Origin of the sequence: Aequorivita marisscotiae, assembly GCF_029814825.1 — a bacterium.
GTDB classification, from domain to species: Bacteria; Bacteroidota; Bacteroidia; order Flavobacteriales; family Flavobacteriaceae; genus Aequorivita; species Aequorivita marisscotiae.
Genome location: NZ_CP122379.1, coordinates 2182259 through 2199652, shown reverse-complemented (window position 1 = coordinate 2199652; position 17394 = coordinate 2182259). Strand labels below are relative to the sequence as shown.

The window sequence follows — 17394 nt, the reverse complement described above, 5'->3', positions numbered from 1 at the left end:
GAGAAATTGCAATTATATACCTGTGAAATATTCGCAATTGCACAACTTAAGCGACACATCTATAAATTACAATAATCACCGCAATACCAAAAATGGTAGTATAAATCAATTTATTGTATTTCGCCAACCAATTGGGAAGGAAAATATCGAAGTTGGCCTTGGAGGAGTCAGAGTACTTTCGGGCAATAACCGTAAGCGGACAAAACATTCTAAAAGCCAGCAAAACCAAGCCTTCCAACAAAACAATGGCTATGCAGATCCAGACCCATTTGTCAATTTTATTGACGATGGCGGCGTATAAAAGATAGAAAATCACCACATTAAAAAACAGCCAAATAACCGTGTGGAGGCTTTTTATAAACAGCAGTTTCTTGTTTTTTGAATAGGCCATTTTCCTAATCTGAAATTTTCAAATTGTACTGAACATCCTGTAAATAAAACTTTCCGTAAACAAAATCGCCTTCGGGAAAGTGCCAAACGGCATCGGCAGCAACGGGCAGTTTATAGCCATTGACCGTACCGTATTCGGTAACGGGGGTTGAAAACGGGACGTTTTGGTTGGAATTCACATCCACCCTGTCTTCCGAAATAAAATTGATCAATCGCCCACTCTCGTCGAATTTCAAAATCGCCGATACTGAAACTTCTCCATTATGGAAAACAGCCTTTACCGAATTATTATCCAAGGTGTGCCAATCGATCCTTTTATCAGTCAAGGCTGCTGGCGTAAAAAGGCACATATCGTTAAAAAAAGTGACGGTCTCGGTCTTGAACATTTCGGGTTCCGCGATATTTACCACAGGAAAAACGGACAGCAGTTTTATGAGCATCGATGCCTTTCCCTCTTTATACCGATGGTAACCCTGGGTGGGCAAGCCTTTGAAATTGGCTTTCATAAAAAACAAGCGCGTGGGATTTTCAAAAAAATTATACTGTTCCGAAGTGAACGCAAACCAATCCTTTCCCTTTTCCCGCATTTCGCCTTTAAAAGTGGCTTTCGCAGTTTTTATTTTAGGTTTACCGATTGCCCCGACGTATTTCAGGTAGTTCTGAACCGGAATAGGAAGTTGGGCAACATCGGCTTCGGAGATTATTTCTTCGGAAATACCAACATTTTTAAAGGACTGGGAAATATCTTTTTTAAATTCCCTTTCAAAATTCCAGCTCGCCATTGCCAATAGGGCTACAATAAGAACGATCAAATTGGCGAAAGTGCCAAATTTGGCGTCCTGCCAATTCACAATAATCAAGACCTGAGATACTACAACCGTTGCTACGGCGATCCAAAACCAAAGATTGTTTTTTAACAGAAATAGAATTCCTATCGTTATAAAAGTCAAAGCGACCGCGAGCCATAAAAGACCTTGCGGTTTTGAGAAATTTTGTGACAATTGTGGAATTTCAGCAAAGCCAAAAGCCTTTAAAAAGCCCATCAAATGAATAAGCCCGTGGAGTAAAAGAAGAATGAAGAATGCGATTTTCATTTTAAAATACTTTTCGTGATTTCAGTCTTAAAAGTCCAAAGCCAAACCAATTCCAAATGAGATATAATTCAGTTTTAATTCAGTTGAAGTATTTTCAATCGTTATATCCCTAGAAAGCGAACGGTAGCGAAGCATGGGGCGCAGCGCGAGGTTGGGAGCAAACTCATAATCTACTCCTGCAGCAATTTGCCAACCAAATCCGTGGCAAGTGTCGGCGGCAAAACTACCGCTGTTATTTTCAATTTCTATATGATTGTAAACCGCTCCAGCCCTTGCCAAGTAAGAAAATGCGGAAGTGCCGATAGGTTTTATGATTTGAAAACCGAATGTGTATCCCATTTCCTTTAAGGTAATATCCTCCAATAAAAAACTATCCTCACCTTTGAACTCGTTTAAGCCCCAACCCGCATAAGCTGCTAAATGGGGCATAATTTTATAGGCTCCCATAAGTTCGAAACCAAAGCCAATTTTAGTGTCGGTATTGCCCACGTCACCAGTGGTAAAATTAAGTCCAGGCCTGAATTCCAACGACCATTTTTCCTGTGCTTCCGCGCCAATTGAAAACAGCAGCATGGTGGCAACAAACAAAAAACTGAACTTTTTCATAATGTTTAGGTTTTCGTGAAACACTCAAATTTACATTGGAACGCAGTTTTTTACTATGACAAAAATCAGTTAATTATTGTTTATCAATAACTTAAATCCAATTAAGAAGAGGAAATAACTGTTTTTGAAATTTGTTTGCGTTTCCACCATTTCACGATTTCAAACCACAACACACTCAACATCCCGATCCCAACACTGATGCCGAGCTGGTTTATATCAAGTCTTTCAAATTGAAAAAACTTAGTGAAGGGCGGTACAAAAAGGAGCAAAAGGGTAATGCCCACGGTAATGCCCACTATGATTGGCACCAAGTTGTTTATATATTTGAAAGTGGTAAAAATGGAGTAGATAAAAGAGCGGTTTACAAAGGTCAACACAATGTTGGCGGTTATGAGCGCGGTATATACCATAGTTCGGGTTATCGCTTCATTTGCGCCATTGCCTACAGCAATTTGATATACCGCAAGCACGCCGGCCGTAATCGCCAATCCTTGGACAATACTGGTAAAAAGCTCGCTCCAATTAAAAAAGGTGCTGGAAAAAGGCCGAGGTTTTTGAAGCATGGAATCCTTTTCCAGCGGTTCGTTTTCATAAACTATCGAGCAGGTGGGGCCCATTATCAATTCCAACAAAATAACGTGTACGGGCGTGAAGATATTGGGATAGACCCAGCCCAAGACCAAAGGGATAAAAACGGTAAGAATGATAGGAATGTGGATGGAAATGATATACTGAATGGCCTTTTTTAGGTTGGAATAGATTTTTCTGCCCATCGCCACGGCCTCCACCATTTTGGAAAGGTCGTCGTCCACAAGGATAAGCGAGGCGGATTGTTTGGCTATTTCGGTGCCTTTCTTCCCCATTGCCACCCCGATATTTGCGGCTTTTAGCGCCGGGCCGTCGTTTACACCATCCCCAGTCATCGCCACTATGTGGCCCTGCGCTTTTAGGGCGTTGATTATTTTAAGTTTCGCTTCGGGAAACATCCGCGCGAAAATATTTTTTTCCGAAGTGATCCTTGCCAGTTCCGAATCGCTCAGATGCACAAGGTCATCACCCGCAATAACCTCCCCACTGCCCCTGAAATTTACCTTTTTGGCAATGGCCGCAGTGGTTTCGGCAATATCGCCAGTGATGATTTTAACCGCAATGCCCGCATTGTAAAAATCTTGGAATACTTTTGAAATGTTTCCCTTGGGCGGATCGTAAAAAGCGACGAGGCCCTTAAATTCAAATTTGAAATGCTGTTGCTTTTTTGGCCAATCGATTCCTTCAAAATTTGAAATACCCACGCCCAAAACCCGATAGCCCTGGGCTGCCAAATCAGTTATGGTCTTTTTTAAAATTTCCTTTTCACTATCACTTAAACCTGAAACTGCCATCAAAGCTTCGGGCGCGCCTTTGGCAGCGATGATTCTGTCGCCCCTGTCATTTTCAAAAATATGGGTCATCATCGGGGGTTTGCCCCCCAAAGGATATTCGTGGACCATTTTGAAATTGGGCCTTTCATCGTTTCCAGAAATTGTTTCATAAAAACGGTGCAGCGATTGCTCCATGGTGTCAAAAGGAATGGGCTCGCTGGCCCACATGGTAGTAATTATGAGTTCCTTTTCACTGGCGGAAAGTACATCTTTTACCGAAGTAATCTTATCGGTTTCCAGCGTGAAAATTTTATCGAGCCGCATTTTGTTCTCCGTAATCGTTCCCGTCTTATCCACACAGATTATCGTGGCACTACCTAGGGATTCCACGGTTTTCATCTGTTTTACGATCACGCCCATATTCATCAGCCGCCACGCGCCAATGGCCATAAAGGTGGTAAAGGCAACCGGGATTTCCTCCGGCAAGATGCTCATGGCAAGGGTAAGTGCCTTTAACAGACTGTCCAAAACGTCTTCGGAATTGTAATAATTGATACCCCAAACCAAGAGAAAAACAACCGCTCCCGCGATTACCATCTTTTTTACGAAATTGTTTATCTGGAGCTCAAGCGTCGATTTTTCGGAAGAAATATCCTCTATGCTCTTCCCTATTTTCCCGACCTTGGTCTGGTTGCCTATTGCGGTTATTTCGGCAATGGCAAGGCCGCCCCCCACTTGGGTTCCCATATAAATCTTATTGTCGGCGGAATTTGCATCTTTTTCAACGGAGAAGGATTCCCCCGTTAAAATGGACTCATTTACCGAAAAGTCATTGGAATGGACGATAATGCCATCAGCCACAATGGTTGAACCTTCCTCGACCATTAAAAAATCGCCCACCACCACGTCTTGGCTCATTATTTCAATGACTTCCCCATTGCGGATTACCTTACAATGCGGTTGGGAGAGTTCCTTTAGTTTTTCGAGGGCGTTATGGGTTTTTGCATCCTGATAAAGTGAAATGGCAGCGACCAAAAGAATGGCGGCGGCGAGGAAAATACCGTCACCAGTATTTCCCGTGAAAAAGTAGAGGGTTGCGGCGACCAGCAATAAAATGACCATCGGCTCTTTTGCCAAGCCCTTTATAGCCTCAAGAAAGTGGTTTTTCTTTTTTGATTCAAGAACATTGCTGCCGAATTTTTTCCGCGAAGCCAAGACCTCGGCGTCGGTTAGACCTTTTATGTTGAAGTTGGTTATGGGCATTTTTGGAACGGGCTTAGTTAATCATTAAAATTATGAATTTCCCACCCGTTCATTTATGATAACTATCATTTAAAAAAAGAAAATTTCCCAAAACGAGGTCTCGACTGCGGCTGCCTGCTCTCCGTAGGAAGGTAGGCTCGACAGGACATAGATATCACTAAAAAAATTTACAAAGGAATATTCCCATGCTTCCTGTTTGGCCGCGGAACGTCCTTAGTTTCCAACATGGCAAAAGCTTTCAGCAATTTTCTGCGGGTTTCGCGGGGCTGGATTACCTCATCGATAAACCCGCGTTGTGCAGCTTTAAAAGGGTTGGCAAATTTTTCGGCATATTCCGCTTCCTTTTCTGAAAGTTTCAATTCGGGATTTGCAGCTTCGGCGATTTCCTTTCTGAAAATAATCTCACTGGCACCCTTTGCGCCCATCACTGCAATTTCGGCGGTTGGCCATGCGTAGTTCATATCGGCGCCAATGTGTTTGCTGTTCATCACGTCGTAAGCACCACCGTAAGCTTTTCTTGTAATTACCGTAACCCGCGGCACGGTGGCTTCGCTTAAAGCATAAAGCAATTTTGCGCCGTTCAGAATAATGCCGTTCCATTCCTGATCGGTGCCCGGAAGAAAACCCGGTACATCCACCAAAACCAACAGTGGAATATTAAAACAATCGCAGAAACGCGTAAAACGAGCTCCTTTTTTTGAACTATCCACATCCAATACTCCCGCCAAACTCATCGGTTGGTTTGCGACGATGCCAATGCTTCTGCCGCCCAATCGCGCAAAACCGACTATAATGTTGTCCGCATAATCCTTATGCACTTCAAAAAACGAATCCGCATCAATTATCCCCTTAATTACGTCGTGCATATCGTAAGGTTTGTTTGCGGAATCCGGGACAATAGTTTCCAATTCATCCCGAAATTCGTCACCAACTTCAAAAGGAAGTTTATCAGTAATGGTTTTGTTGTTCTGTGGAAGGTAGCTGAGCAAGGTTTTAATCTGTTCCAAACACACAATATCGTTTGCCGCGGTAAAATGCGTCACTCCGCTTTTGGTAGCATGGGTTCGTGCCCCGCCCAATTCTTCGGAAGTAACATTTTCATTGGTTACCGTTTTTACAACGTTCGGCCCCGTAACAAACATATAACTGCTGTCCTGCACCATTAAAGTGAAATCGGTCATCGCCGGCGAATACACGGCCCCACCAGCACAGGGTCCCATTATTGCCGAAATCTGCGGCACCACACCCGAAGCTTGTACATTTCTATAAAAAATATCGGCATAGCCGCCCAAAGATCGTACGCCTTCCTGAATGCGAGCCCCACCCGAATCGTTTAAACCAATTACCGGCGCGCCAACGCTTACCGCGTGATCCATAATTTTACAAATCTTCTCGGCATGTGTTTCTGAAAGTGCGCCCCCAAAAACCGTAAAATCCTGTGCAAAAACATACACCAAACGCCCGTTAATGGTGCCGTAACCAGTAACCACCCCATCGCCGTAATACACTTCTTTTTGCATATCAAAGTCGGTGGTTCTGTGGGTTACAAGTATGCCCATCTCTTCAAAAGAGCCTTCGTCTAAAAGATATTCCACGCGCTCGCGAGCGGTGAGTTTTTTCTTTTCGTGTTGTTTTGCAATGCGTTTTTCGCCGCCGCCCATTTTGGCTTCGGAAAGTATTTCTTGCAGTTTTTTATTGTTGTCGGTCATTCTTTTAATATTTTTTCTCTGAGTCCTCTGCCGCTTTGCGGTAAAAAATGCACCGTGGAGGCGCGGAGTGCGCAAAGGATTTATTTTGGCAATCTGAGTTTCTCTGTATCTTTTAAATAGTGTTTTAATGCGAAAAGTGCAGCTACTCTAGCTTCCTCTTCATTGATGGCTTGAAGCTTTTCTTCGGAATAGTATTTCTTTACAAAATTGGTGTCGAAATTTCCGCTTCGGAAAGCCTCGTGCTCAAAAACAAATTTTCCGAAGGGCAGCGTGGTACTAACCCCTTCAACGTTGTAATCTGCAATAGCTTTTAACATAGTTTGCATGGCTTCGTTTCGCGTTTTACCGTAGGTTATAAGTTTTGAGAGCATAGGGTCGTATTGGATGGGTACTTGCATTCCTTCGGTAAACCCATCGTCCACGCGAATATTCTTTCCGCTCGGTGGGCGATACACTTCTAGTTTGCCCACACTTGGCATAAAATTGTTTAACGGGTCTTCGGCATATACCCGCAGCTCAAAAGCGTGGCCGGTGATTTTTAGATCGTCCTGCGAAAAGGCAAGTTTTTCGTTTTTGGCAATCCTTATTTGTTGCTCCACCAAATCGAGTTCCGTAATAAGTTCGGTAACGGGATGCTCTACTTGCAGCCGCGTATTCATTTCGAGGAAATAGAAATTGTGCTGGTCGTCCAAAAGAAACTCTACCGTTCCCGCGCCCACATAATCGCAGGCCTTGGCAACCTTTACCGCTGCCTCGCCCATTTGTTTGCGCAATTCTGGAGTTAACACTGAAGATGGCGCTTCTTCCACCACTTTTTGGTGGCGCCGCTGAATGCTGCACTCGCGCTCAAAAAGATGCACCGTATTCCCAAAATTATCTGCTAAAACCTGAATTTCAATATGGCGGGGCGAAGTGACAAATTTTTCAATAAAAACCGAACCATCGCCAAAGGCATTTTCGGCTTCGCTGATGGCGCGTTTCATTTGGTCTTCAAATTCCTTGGCGTTTTCAACAATACGCATACCTTTTCCTCCACCGCCGGCAGAGGCTTTTATAAGAATTGGAAATCCAATTTCCTTTGCTATTTCCTTCGCTGCAGCAACATCTGTTATGGCTTCATCGGTGCCGGGAACCATTGGTATATTGTATTCCTTTACTGCATCTTTTGCAGCGAGCTTACTGCCCATAACGCGAATGGCGTGCGATTTAGGGCCGATAAAAATCATCCCGCTTTTTTCCACGCTTTCGCCAAATTCGGCATTTTCACTCAAAAACCCGTAACCCGGATGAATGGCATCAACCTTTAATTCCTTGGCAACTTCTATAATTTTATCGCCCAAAAGATACGATTCGTTTGAAGGCGGCGGCCCAATGCAAACGGCTTCGTTGGCAAATTTTACGTGGGGCGCATTTCTATCGGCCTCCGAAAATACAGCCACGGTTTTAATACCCATATTCTGGGCGGTTTTCATTATGCGCAACGCTATTTCGCCACGGTTGGCAATCAATATTTTTTTAATCATTGTTTTCTAATTCAATTAGCAATTTCCCTTTATCTACCGTTTCGCCTTTGGAAATATTTACAGATTTTATAACGCCATCCCGCGGGGCAGTCAGGGTGTTTTCCATTTTCATCGCCTCCAAAACACAGAGGAAATCGCCTTTTTCAACTTTATCGCCTTCAGCGACATTTACCTCCAAAATAATGCCCGGCATAGGCGCGTGTATTTCATCTTCTACCGAAGCATTGCCCAACGAAAGCCCCATTTTAGTAATTAAAGCGTCCAGTTCATTTTCAATTTTAACTTGAAAACGACTGCCGTTTATTGATAAAGTATATGTTTTTTTATGAAAATCTGCCGCGATCATTTCCACCGCAACCGACTTGTTTTTGTAGATAATGTTGGAAATTTTATTGTCCGAAATAACATCCAATGCTTCCAAATCTTTCGAATGCAGCGAAAACTCAAAGTTTTCATTTACAATCGCCTTAAATTTTTCTTTCATAAACAGAAATTTTGATAAAGGTAATATTTGTGGTACGATTATACCAATAGGAAATATTATAAATACGAAAGCTGGCTAAAAAGTAGGCTTTATTACAAACTTGCGCGATACTTTTTAACCAGTTTCAAAATTTAAATTAGTACATAAAACTACTTACTTTTTATTCTTGGAGCTATTCGGTTTAGGCTTTGGTTTAGATTTCGCCCTTTTTTTAGCATTCGCGTTCGATTTAGTATTGGCTGTTTCCTTTGCCTTCATCTTTTTTCGTATTCCGCTCAAGGCCGTTCTCAACTCGTTTATATGCATTTCTAAATCTTTATTCGGTTTAAAACCTTCACCTTTTGTTCCGGTGGCAACGTTTAGGGCATGGGTTAAAAAGCTGAGATGTTCCAGCTCGGTTACTTTTTTGGCATCGCTCCCCGCCTTTCGCCATATTGTATTAAAATTCTGAATAACCTTTGTCCATTTTGGTTCTATTTCCTCATCTTTAATTAAAAAGAGCAAACATAGATCTATGTTTAGGGAAGCTATTAAATCCCAGTAGTCCAAATCGTCGTCATTCGATTTTTCCACTAACTTTTTCTCCAATTCGCTAAGCTGTTCTTTTGCTTCGGAAAAGGTTCTCAATTTGTATTTTTTCTTCGCTACGGTAAACTCCCCACCGTCACTTACAGCTTCATTAAAAACCAATAAACAGGCCAGTTCAATCGCATTGACCAAAGAGTAAATTTTATTCGAATTAAACTTATGGTTATACGCCCTTTCGTAATGTGAATATGCCGCTTTATAGGCACTAACGCGCTTTTTTAAGTCGGGGGCTAACATGGCCAAACGCTTATAGGCGCTACCTAAAAGATTGTGGCGTTCGGCGGTTTCGCCTGCAATTAACAACACGGTAAGGTCGTTAATTACGCCTTCCGTATTCTCGTAAGCCTCCATTATAGCATCTTTGGAAGCATTTTCGTTTTCAAAAATATTGCGGATATACAGTTTAGACCGCGTATTACAGTATTTTTCCATACAAGAAAAAGAGAAATCTGCCTGCTCCATTTTAAGAAGTTCCTCGAAATTTCCAGTGGCTTCCACATACATTGCCAATTCCTGATATATTTTGGCTACTCTTTCAACTATTTGCGGTGTTCGCGTAACGTCCCTATTTACAGCCGTCATTATGGTATTTAGATCGGCTAAATGATTTTTGCCAGCACTCGTTGCCATCTGTAATTGATTGAGCAAATTATCTAAATCTATCTCGGCCTCCTGCGGTACAATATAGCTTGGCGACCACGAACCTTTACTTCCGGATATACCTTTTAATTTAAAAAATGGATCTCCGTAACATTGGTATGCCCCCCAAGTATTGTTGCCCGGATGTTTTTCATAGATGTAATTTCGGGCATTCTTTACGGCATCGCCAAAATTATCGCCGGCAAACATACTGCTGTAAAATGTTTGTGCAAAATCTAATGCGGCTGCATCATTTACCGCCCAACCTGCAGCAATTACAGCCTTTACCCCTATGCTAATAAGTTGCGTACCTATATTGGCCGCCAACTTATACCTGTCTTGATAAAAACGCTCCTCTTCGGCATTGGTATAACCTAAATGGCAACAGTTTACAAAAACCAGCTCGGGTACAACGGGCATTTGCTGGATTTCGAATACAGTTAAAAATATATCCTTTCCTATAACCATCCCTGATTTTTTTGGAGATTTTGGATTAAAAACACCGTGTCCCGCTAAATGTATAATTGTATAATCATTACAGAAAAAATTCTTAACAATACTTTCGGCATTTGTACCGATAAGCTGAGTAGTAGGATACCCTACATTTTCCAAAGTATCCTTTACCACCATTCCCTCTTCTTTTGCCCCGGGCAATTGCGAGATAAACCCGTTTAAAATAGGATCGGCAATTATTAATGCCCCCTTCTCGGCAACGCGTTTAATATTAATCCTGTAATCTTTGGTAGACAGTTGCCGTATCATTCCGGCATTTATGCAAAGTGGCTTGGCATTGGTAGTATTATCTTGAAGCAATTCCCAAGGGTAGGATGCCGTTTCGGTATCGAGTATCCAGGAAATATTGCCTTTTCGTTTAAGCTTTTCTTTTAAATTATTCGGAATCAATAATTCAAAGAGTGTTTTTGCCGTGCAAGGCGACCATTGATTACTGCTGGACACTTCTTGAATAAACAAATCTATTAACGGGGTACTGCTGTAAAGTTCGTTCTCCTCCTCGCGCGAATCGCCCGTAGATGAACCAAAAATCATACTGGCAGGTTCTCCGGTTTGCTCGTTCGCTTTTTTGTGCTTAACGGTAATTCGGTTCCACCAATCTTCTGCCGTATCCAGTGGCGTTCTCTTCTTTATGCCCAATAAATTTTTAATGCGTTTGCTACCGAGTATAATATTATATGTGGTATTTTCTTTATGTGCTATTTTGTTTAGCACATACATACAATTAAGCGCTTTACTCGCATATAGTTCTACTATTTCAATAAATTGAACGGTTCTATAGCCATCATCGCCCAGTAATTTAATCTTTTCATTGGCACGGTTTACCCCGTCTATAATAGCTTTAAGTGACCCTTCAACCGAGAGGCCGCCATAACCTGTAGCAATTATTAAGGACGAAATTCCTATTCCCCTTTTGGGAATTATACTACCACGCAGACTCAATAAATAATTGAGAACACCTTGCTCTATAGATTTTGAAAGTTGAAAGGAAGTAAGCTGGTCTGGCTCTCCAAGCCCCACTATTATTGCGCCTTCAAAATCGCTGTTTTTCGTTTTTCCGAAAATTGCATTGGTGCCAATTTCTCCGGGATAAAGCCCCAATCTGTGTTTGGATGTTAAATTTCCCTGTAAATAATGATCTATAGACCTTTCAGCATAAAGCACACCATCGTTTAAGAAATGGCCGGCAATTACCGGATATGAAGCATAGCGCAAATCGCCATTGCTAACCGTAACGGTAACGGGAATTTGGCTTCCTACAGCTTCCGATTCGTCTGCGAGACCCAAAATGGTTTTTTCCAATCCGGCTTCCGAAAGATCAAAATCTATATCCGGTTCGGCTCTAAATATTTTTTCTTCTCCCCGTAACAAGGGCTTGGTATTCTGTATTAAATTTGTTTGCCCCGTACTCAGTATTTCCTCTATGGCGTTAAACAAATCTGGTTCATTCGCCAATGCCCCGTGGGTTACACGCGAATAATAAACGGCATTTGCCTCGATAAGCTGCTTAGGAATCCCCGATGCCCAGGTTACGCTTTGATCTCCCTCACTGGTAAACAGAAAATACAATTGCTTTTTTGGCGGTATTTTATCTAAATAATACCCACAGGGAGTCATTTTATCCTTTCCAGCAATATATACCATACTCGAATAATCTATGGCATCGCGTTTACTTAAGATGTTATCACGGTATTTTTTGAAATATTCCAAATCCGATTTAAGCGGTAAAGGCCAATTGCTTTTACCGAAATACGTTCGCATATTTTCCCAAGTTTCCATTTTTGCGAAATCGTTTTTGGGGTCGGTAGTTAAGGGTAATAAGGCTAAAATTCCGGGGAATTTCGAAAACATTTTCAGCAACCTCTTTTTTGAATGAAATAAATCTAACTTGCTCAACTTCTTAATAATGGGGTCCTCCCCAAAAATCACCGATGGAATTCTAAACGAACCCCCGAGTGGCGAACCCAGATAAAGCATTCTAAAGCCTTTGGTTGCTTTTAATTCCTGCCAGGTATCGTCGTGATTAATTATAAAGTCGCGTACCAAAACCCCGCCCATAGAATGCCCGATGATTTTAATGGGTTGCCCAATTTTCATCAACCCCTTAATATTTGTATTGAATTCGCTCGCACACTCCGGTAACGGTTTTCTCCAATCAAACGGATACACCACTACATCGTATTTGCCGGATAGCCATTTGTACAACTTGTAATATGAAGTTTTTACAACTGAATCTGCAACAATTTTATTTACATTGGAATATCCAAGGTTTAACAATCCACCGCTGAGAATTCGCCCGTAATGAAGCCAAATTTCCTTATCTTTTTGGGTAAGGTTGGAGCCCATAATACCGGGAAGCATTACTACAATAGGTTTTGTACCCGAAGGGGGCGTTGGCGACGGATATAACTCTCCAGATTCTATTAGCGCTCTATCGCTGCCGGGGATTTGGTTTTGTGGAATACATTTAAAACCGGGTATTAGCTGTCCTTCCGCAGTCTTTAAAACCAAGTTTATCGCTTCGCGGGTTTTCTTGTTTTCAAAATATTTTACGTGGTTTACATCGGCACCTTGATCAAAGAAATACTGAATATTATCTTTCCGTTTGGCTCCCAAATACATAGAATCTGTATTCACTACCAAATCATTTCGTTGCCAGTAAAACAACTTTCCAAGGATTACAAAAAGTCCCTGCCCCGAAAAACTCACCCTCCCATTTCCCGAAATAATTGCTAGTGGTTCCCCGTTAATTGCATTTTCGGGCGAAGGATCGTTTAATATTTTAATAAAAGGCGATTCGGGCCTTTGGGCTTCCAATCCCGGTAGTACGTTTACATCGTCCTTGCTTTCCACGGCGGCAGAGAGCAGTTCTTTTAAAACATCACCAAATGCCCCGCCAACAATGTTTATTAAATTGAAAAAAACATTTAAAATATGGTCCAATCTCTTTGAAGCGAGTTTTGTACCCGCAGCCGGACAGCCAACCCTGATAAACTTGGCGACGGTAATTTTTTTATCCTTAAAAATCCGATTGAGCGCTTCAATATTTTTAATGTCTTCTTCCCTATCATCCTCTTGCTCCAAAAGTGAAATATGGGTATTGTTAAACCCGATAGCAGCGGCATCGTTATTATTGCTGTATTTATTCAAAATATCGCCAACAATTCCACCCCTAGAATGGGTAAGCATATGTACCACCGAATTATCAGGCAGCATTTTGGCTAATTTTACAGCGTTTAATAAAGGGCTCTCAGTTAACGTTCTATGTTGAAATGCCAAAACGTTTTTCCCGTACTGTTCATGCAAGGTGTCCCAAACCGGCGCCCCCTTTAAGTCCTGAAACGCTCCAAAAGTGTCTGAATTTGTTCCGTGAATAAAGAGAAAAAAGGGCCTGTTGGAAGGTTTTCCATCAAAAGTGCCAAATTTAAAATCTCGATTCACCGTAAATAGTGCGGCGCCTGTACTTAAAAATTTGGCAGGAAGAATATCGCTGTTTACTTCATTTTGCAAATGCTTATCTTCCAGTTTTTTCGCGAGCTCCACCACTCCTTTTCCTATGGTTTTTTTCGCAAATACCTTTAACAGCTTTAAAGCAATCTTACCAATAATTCCACGTTCGGTCGCTGGAGTTTCCACCGAATCCGGGAGCACAAAAATTTCGGGTTGGGCATCGCGGCTTCCGGGAGGTTTTAAGGCAGGATCGAGCTCCGGAAAAACTTCGTGCATAGTTGATGCATCGCACATCCAAGACGTGCCATCTGCCAAAACCAATTGCAACAGTTTATCGTTTGCTTCTAAATGTACTTCATGTTGGTTGGAGGCATCCCTATTTGTGGTCTGTAGATTATAAACAATTGCTCCCTCTTCGTCGGTTTCCCTATTGCCGTAAACTACAAGTTTTTTAAGTGGTTCCATAGTATTGCGTATTGGTTTAGTTGTAAATTTTGTAACTGCTTCTTCAATAAAACACTTATTATTTCACCTATATCACTCAAAAACAGATTGATATAGGTATGCAAAATAATTAATACATTAATTGTTTTTGCGTTAAGTTATTGATTGTAAGTGCTTTAAATACTTCAAAAAGCATTGAGTGAGGAGATTAAAAAGTTACGATAATTTTTGAAACCTGAAAATAATTTCTCTATCCAGCTTTAGCAAACAGATAATCCTTCTTTTTGATTTTGAAATAATTACAGCGGACAATTAAATTTTCACTATATTTTCAGTACTCTTTTAAAAAATATCAATTATGAAATTTAATCTTTTGTATATCGCGGTGCTTGCATTTTTAACCTCTTGCGGCCAACCGAAAAAGAAAAACGATGTGGCTTTAATTACTGAACCACAATCGTATAAAATTGAAGAAGTGGTAAAAAACCTCAATAACCCTTGGGGAATGACGTGGTTGCCGGATGGCAGTATGTTAATTACCGAAAAGGACGGAAGGCTAATTCATTTTAAAAACAATTCAAAAACAGAAATAGCTAATGTGCCAGAGGTTTATAATAGCGGACAAGGTGGATTGCTCGATATAGAATTGCATCCAAATTACAGCGAAAATGGTTGGATTTATATTACATACGCCTCAGTGGCAGGACCCGGAAAAGGCGGTCACACAGCTTTAATGCGGTGCAAATTGGAAAATAATTCCCTTGTAAATATTGAAACCCTCTATAAAGCCGAACCCAATACAACGGCGGGGCAACACTTTGGCTCGCGCATTGAGTTTGACAATGATGGTTTTGTCTATTTCTCCATTGGCGAACGCGGGGAACGGGAAGTAAACCCGCAAGACATAACACGCGATGGCGGAAAAATATACAGATTAAATGATGATGGGAGTATTCCAGAGGACAATCCATTTTACAACGAGCCGAATGCAAAAAAAGCAATCTTTACCTACGGAAACCGCAATCCGCAGGGAATGGCAAAACATCCCGAAACTGGCAAAATCTGGATGCACGAACACGGACCAAAAGGCGGCGACGAAATTAATATTGTAAAAAAAGGCGCAAATTACGGCTGGATGGAAGTTACTTACGGCGTTAATTACAGTGGCACTAAAATTACCGACGAAAAAACCAGACCCGGCATTGAACCCCCTATTTATTATTGGGTACCCTCCATTGCTCCCTGCGGAATGGATTTTGTTACAGGCAGTAAATACCCCGCGTGGGAAGGGAAGTTATTAGTAGGCTCCTTAAAATTCGCTTATGTTGAATTACTTACTTTAGACGGCGAAAAAGTAACAAATCGTGAAAAAATCGCACAGGATATCGGACGCGTCAGAAATGTAAAAGTGGGGCCTGATGGATTAATCTATATTGCCGTTGAAGGGCAGGGGATTTTTAGATTGATTCCCGAGTAGTTTTAAACCACGAATTCACGAATTATTTATTAGAATATTCGTGAATTCGCGGCTTATTACATTTTATTTCTTAGCTCCCTTTTTTCTTTTTCTATAAAAGTCAAAAGCAAACCAACCAATTACCGCTATTACAAAATACATTAAATACGAAACTGGTTTCCCACTACCGCCAACGGTGGTAAAAAGCCGCTCCCAACGTACTTTCTTGTTTACGCCATCCCAGCTCATCCATACAAAAACAGGCTTGCCCACCACGTGATTAAACGGTACAAAGCCCCACGTACGGGCATCTTCACTGTTGTTTCGGTTGTCGCCCATCATCCAGTAGTAATTCATTTTAAAAGTGTAATTTGTAAGTGGGTTTCCGTTTAGCAAAACTTGGTTTCCATTTTGCGTAATTTTATTGTTTATTCCCAATTCACTTCCTTCATAAACTTCAATTACCCGTCTGTATAACGGCAGTGTTTCCGGAGTAATGGCCACAGTAGCGCCTTTCTTCGGAATATACAACGGACCAAAAAAGTCGTTGTTCCACGGATAGTTAGGGTTATTTGGGAAAATACCTTGATCCCATTCATCTTTTTCACCGCGGAAACGGGACACATTAACCACATTCGGATTGTTCTTCAACATCTTTAACGATTCATCCGAAATCCCACCAAAGCGGTAGGTATTATTTCCGAAGCCGTACCTATCGGTAATATCGTAACGGTTGTATAACATTTCAGGATTTAGCTGACTGTTCACTTGCACGTCATAACTAAACTGTAGCTTCGCCCTATCTGGCAACTCGTTTTGATTTCCGTTAATAAAAACATAGCCATCACGTACTTCCAAAGAATCGCCGGGAAGCCCTACGCATCGCTTTACGTAATTCGATTTTTTATCAATAGGCTTGTAATAATATTTTCCGTCGCCATACTGCTGAAAGGCATTCACCGTATCTACAGGCCAGTTAAAAACTACAATATCATTCCGCTTTATATCCTGAAACCCGGGCAGCCTAAAATAGGGAATTTGGGGCTCCGATAAATACGATTTTGTATGTATTACAGGAATGGTATCGTGAACCATCGGGAATGCAATTGGCGTCATGGGCGTACGCGCACCGTAATGAAACTTACTTACGAAGAGAAAGTCGCCAACCAACAGTGTTTTCTCCAAGGAAGAGGTAGGAATGGTAAATGGTTGCATTACATAGGTATGCACAATGGTTGCGGCAACTACCGCAAACAAAATAGAACTTACCCACTCTCCGGTTGATGTTCGGGGTTTTAAACTTCTATCGCTGATGTGCGTTACTTTTTGAGTGTAGTTGATGTAGTAGATATACAATCCAAAAGTTACAAGTCCTAAAATAGTATCGGTAGTAGAATTACGGCCAAAACTGCGCAAGGTTTCTACCCAAACCACTGGGAACATTATTAAATTTACAATGGGAACAAAAAGTAAAATTGTCCACCACCACGGACGGTTAATGATTTTCATTAAAACCACAGCATTGTACACGGGTACTCCGGCTTCCCAAGCTTTTCTACCTGCTATTTGGTACAACTTCCACGTTCCAGCAAAATGGATTACCTGAACTATTATAAAAAACACAAACCATTCTGTCCAACTCATTATTTAGTATTTATTCTTTATTATTATTTTTTATTGAAATTCAATTCGGCTTCGATACAAATTTCTGATTTACTTCACAAACAGAAATTTACCCAGCCACATAATTCATCAATCAAAAATCAACAATCGTTAATCCTCAATCAAAAATCATTAATCTCCAATCGTTAATCCCCAATCAACAATCAAAAATCGTTAATCCACAATCGTTATTCTCCAATCAACAATCAAAA

The 17394-nt window shown here is 41.3% G+C and carries 10 protein-coding genes; 2 read left to right on the top strand and 8 right to left on the bottom strand.

What is annotated here, in order from left to right:
• The first annotated feature begins 22 nt into the window (after nucleotides 1-22).
• Nucleotides 23-301 carry a hypothetical protein gene (locus tag QCQ61_RS09845; RefSeq protein ID WP_279447476.1) on the top strand — a complete coding sequence of 93 codons (279 nt, stop codon included), beginning with the start codon at nucleotides 23-25 and terminating at the stop codon, nucleotides 299-301.
• A 94-nt stretch (nucleotides 302-395) separates the two neighbouring features.
• Here QCQ61_RS09845 and QCQ61_RS09840 read toward each other — a convergent pair whose 3' ends face one another.
• The 7 genes from QCQ61_RS09840 to QCQ61_RS09810 form a co-directional block, all read right to left on the bottom strand.
• Nucleotides 396-1484, bottom strand: coding sequence for a DUF6544 family protein (locus QCQ61_RS09840; RefSeq protein ID WP_279447475.1), 1089 nt, complete (start codon nucleotides 1482-1484; stop codon nucleotides 396-398).
• A gap of 27 nt (nucleotides 1485-1511) precedes the next feature.
• Nucleotides 1512-2090: an outer membrane beta-barrel protein gene (locus tag QCQ61_RS09835; protein ID WP_279447474.1), complete on the bottom strand. Its 579-nt coding sequence runs from the start codon at nucleotides 2088-2090 to the stop codon at nucleotides 1512-1514.
• Between the two features lie 101 nt (nucleotides 2091-2191).
• Complete coding sequence (locus QCQ61_RS09830) at nucleotides 2192-4714, bottom strand: cation-translocating P-type ATPase (protein WP_279447473.1); 2523 nt, start codon at nucleotides 4712-4714, stop codon at nucleotides 2192-2194.
• A gap of 167 nt (nucleotides 4715-4881) precedes the next feature.
• The gene (locus QCQ61_RS09825; RefSeq protein WP_279447472.1) at nucleotides 4882-6423 is read right to left on the bottom strand and encodes an acyl-CoA carboxylase subunit beta; all 1542 of its coding nucleotides are present in this window, start codon (nucleotides 6421-6423) and stop codon (nucleotides 4882-4884) included.
• 80 nt (nucleotides 6424-6503) lie between these two features.
• Entirely contained in the window at nucleotides 6504-7943 is a 1440-nt protein-coding gene (accC, locus tag QCQ61_RS09820; RefSeq protein ID WP_279450256.1) for an acetyl-CoA carboxylase biotin carboxylase subunit, read from the bottom strand.
• The gene (locus QCQ61_RS09815) at nucleotides 7939-8430 is read right to left on the bottom strand and encodes an acyl-CoA carboxylase biotin carboxyl carrier protein subunit (RefSeq protein WP_279447471.1); all 492 of its coding nucleotides are present in this window, start codon (nucleotides 8428-8430) and stop codon (nucleotides 7939-7941) included. Before QCQ61_RS09815 ends, accC begins: the two co-directional genes overlap by 5 nt.
• A 153-nt stretch (nucleotides 8431-8583) precedes the next feature.
• Nucleotides 8584-14085: a CHAT domain-containing protein gene (locus QCQ61_RS09810; protein ID WP_279447470.1), complete on the bottom strand. Its 5502-nt coding sequence runs from the start codon at nucleotides 14083-14085 to the stop codon at nucleotides 8584-8586.
• 337 nt (nucleotides 14086-14422) lie between these two features.
• Between QCQ61_RS09810 and QCQ61_RS09805 the strand changes: the two genes are divergently transcribed.
• Complete coding sequence (locus tag QCQ61_RS09805; RefSeq protein WP_279447469.1) at nucleotides 14423-15541, top strand: PQQ-dependent sugar dehydrogenase; 1119 nt, start codon at nucleotides 14423-14425, stop codon at nucleotides 15539-15541.
• Between the two features lie 63 nt (nucleotides 15542-15604).
• On the opposite strand, the gene lepB is transcribed toward QCQ61_RS09805, so the two are convergent.
• Nucleotides 15605-17164 carry a signal peptidase I gene (lepB, locus tag QCQ61_RS09800; RefSeq protein ID WP_279447468.1) on the bottom strand — a complete coding sequence of 520 codons (1560 nt, stop codon included), beginning with the start codon at nucleotides 17162-17164 and terminating at the stop codon, nucleotides 15605-15607.
• Nucleotides 17165-17394 lie beyond the last annotated feature (230 nt).

Bases quoted from the DNA above. Each gene is read 5' to 3' on its own strand.
- QCQ61_RS09840 (WP_279447475.1), bottom strand. From the start codon at position 1,484: ATGAAAATCGCATTCTTCATTCTTCTTTTACTCCACGGGCTTATTCAT.
- lepB (WP_279447468.1), bottom strand. From the start codon at position 17,164: ATGAGTTGGACAGAATGGTTTGTGTTTTTTATAATAGTTCAGGTAATC.
- QCQ61_RS09830 (WP_279447473.1), bottom strand. From the start codon at position 4,714: ATGCCCATAACCAACTTCAACATAAAAGGTCTAACCGACGCCGAGGTC.
- QCQ61_RS09810 (WP_279447470.1), bottom strand. From the start codon at position 14,085: ATGGAACCACTTAAAAAACTTGTAGTTTACGGCAATAGGGAAACCGAC.
- QCQ61_RS09805 (WP_279447469.1), top strand. From the start codon at position 14,423: ATGAAATTTAATCTTTTGTATATCGCGGTGCTTGCATTTTTAACCTCT.
- QCQ61_RS09815 (WP_279447471.1), bottom strand. From the start codon at position 8,430: ATGAAAGAAAAATTTAAGGCGATTGTAAATGAAAACTTTGAGTTTTCG.
- QCQ61_RS09825 (WP_279447472.1), bottom strand. From the start codon at position 6,423: ATGACCGACAACAATAAAAAACTGCAAGAAATACTTTCCGAAGCCAAA.
- QCQ61_RS09835 (WP_279447474.1), bottom strand. From the start codon at position 2,090: ATGAAAAAGTTCAGTTTTTTGTTTGTTGCCACCATGCTGCTGTTTTCA.